General features: G+C 75.5%; 3 protein-coding genes and 1 pseudogene. 2 read left to right on the forward strand and 2 right to left on the reverse strand.

The features are described from left to right. Positions 1–202 (forward strand): annotated as a pseudogene (locus HUW36_RS32040) (questin oxidase family protein); the annotation flags it as partial. A 36-nt stretch (positions 203–238) separates the two neighbouring features. After that, positions 239–652 carry an ASCH domain-containing protein gene (locus HUW36_RS32045; protein WP_174531483.1) on the forward strand — a complete coding sequence of 138 codons (414 nt, stop codon included), beginning with the start codon at positions 239–241 and terminating at the stop codon, positions 650–652. A gap of 4 nt (positions 653–656) precedes the next feature. On the opposite strand, the gene HUW36_RS32050 is transcribed toward HUW36_RS32045, so the two are convergent. Beyond that, a complete protein-coding gene (locus tag HUW36_RS32050) occupies positions 657–1,538 on the reverse strand; it encodes an LLM class flavin-dependent oxidoreductase (protein WP_174531484.1) in 882 nt (293 codons plus the stop codon). A 49-nt stretch (positions 1,539–1,587) separates the two neighbouring features. Further along, a partial coding sequence (locus HUW36_RS32055) for a PP2C family protein-serine/threonine phosphatase (protein WP_425487288.1) occupies positions 1,588–1,833 on the reverse strand: 246 nt, incomplete at its 5' end.

Below are 1,833 nucleotides of genomic sequence, written 5' to 3' on the forward strand. Positions count from 1 at the left end.
GACCTCGGTGTACGCCGCACCGGCGCCGGCCGCCGCGCCACCGCCCGGCGGATCGGCCGACCCGGCGGAGGTGTTCGCCCGGGCGGCCCGGCACGGCGACGAGCACGTGGTGAAGCTCGCCGACGCGGTGCTGGAGGCGCACGCCACGACCGGCGACGAACGGGTGCTGGCCGCAGCCGGCTACGCCGGCCACCTGATCTGAGACGGACGCGGGCCGGCGTGCCGTAGCCTCGGCAGGATGTGGCCCCGGATCGGTGGACTGCGCGCGCTCGCCCTCGGCACGCCCGGCGAGCTGCGCGCCGACCTCAACACCCTGGTGCTCTCCGGCGTGAAGACCGCCACCGCCGGCCGGCTCGGCGAGTACGCCGAGGAGGGCGAGGAGCTGGAGCACGTCGGCGAACGGCTGGCCCTGGTCGACGACCACGACGCGCTGGTCGGCGTCGTCGAGGTGACGGGCGTCGAGGTGGTCCGCTTCGCCGACGTGTCGTGGGACTTCGCCCGGTCCGAGGGCGAGGGCGACCGGTCGATCGAGGAGTGGCGGGCCGGCCACGGCGCCTACTGGGCCCGGCTGGGGACGCCGGTCACCGACGACAGCCGGATCGTCTGCCTGCGGTTCCGGCTGGTCTCCACCGAGGGCAGCATCGGCACCTGAGGCGTCAGGCGGCGCGGCGCAGCTCCGGCAGCATCGCCGCCGCCTCGACCAGCACGGCCTCGTCGCCGGCGTACCAACTGCTCTCGCGCGGCCAGTGCGTCACCACGTCGGTGAAGCCCAGCCGGGCCGCCCGGGCGACCTGCTCGGCGAGGAAGTCGGCGCTGGTCAGTGAGAAGACCGGGGCCGAGTCGAGGGAGAGGTAGCGGTCCAGCGTCGCCGGGTCACGGCCGGCCTGCTCCAACGTCCGCGTCATCCGGTCGGACAGCTCCGCCACCGTGCCCCACCAGGCCTCCAGGTCGTCGCCGTCGAGCCCGGTGGTGACCCAGCCCTGCCCGAACCGGGCGACCAGCCGCATCGAGCGGGGCCCGTTCGCGGCGACCACGAACGGCACCCGGGGTCGCTGCACGCACCCGGGATTGTTGCGGGCGTCCACCGCGGTGAACCACTCGCCGCGCCAGGTCGTGCCGTCCTCCCGCAGGACCAGGTCGAGCAGCTCGGTGAACTCGGCGAACCGGTCGACCCGCTGGCGGGGCGGCAGCGTCTCGCCGCCGAGCACCGCCGAGTCGAAGCCGATGCCGCCGGCGCCCAGCCCGAGCAGCACCCGGCCGCCGGAGACGTCGTCCAGCGCGGTGACCTGGCGAGCGAACGCCGCCGGGTGGCGGAAGTTCGGCGACGCGACCAACGTGCCCAGCCGGACCCGGGAGGTCACCGTGGCCGCCGCCGTCAGCGTCGTCCACGAGTCGAACCAGGGCCCGTCGACCAGGTCGCGCCAGCCCAGGTGGTCGTAGGTCCAGGCGTGGTCGAAGCCCCACTCGTCCGCCTGCGCCCACCGCCGGCGCGCCTCGGACCAGCGCTGGTCCGGCAGAATCACGATGCCAATCCGCATGATCGCCAGGGTACGACCCGGGTCGGACACCCCGACCCGGTCGGACCGACTACGCGGCCACCAGGTCGGCCACCACGCAGGCGATGTTGTCCGGCGCGCCCGCCGCGTAGGCCAGGTCGACCAGGAGCCCGACGGCGCTCTCCGGATCGTCGGCCCCGGTCAGCGCGGCGTGCACCGCGCCGGGATCCACCACGGCCGAGAGGCCGTCCGAGCAGAGCAGGTAGCGGTCGCCGGGCAGCGCGGTGCGCACCGCCAGGTCCGCCTCGACCTCGCCCGCGCCGAGCGCCCGGGCCAG

The sequence above is a fragment of the Micromonospora maritima genome (assembly GCF_902825405.1).
Classification (GTDB): Bacteria; Actinomycetota; Actinomycetes; order Mycobacteriales; family Micromonosporaceae; genus Micromonospora; species Micromonospora maritima.

Coding starts and splice junctions, on each gene's coding strand:
- HUW36_RS32050 (WP_174531484.1), bottom strand. CDS start 1,538: ATGCGGATTGGCATCGTGATTCTGCCGGACCAGCGCTGGTCCGAGGCG.
- HUW36_RS32045 (WP_174531483.1), top strand. CDS start 239: ATGTGGCCCCGGATCGGTGGACTGCGCGCGCTCGCCCTCGGCACGCCC.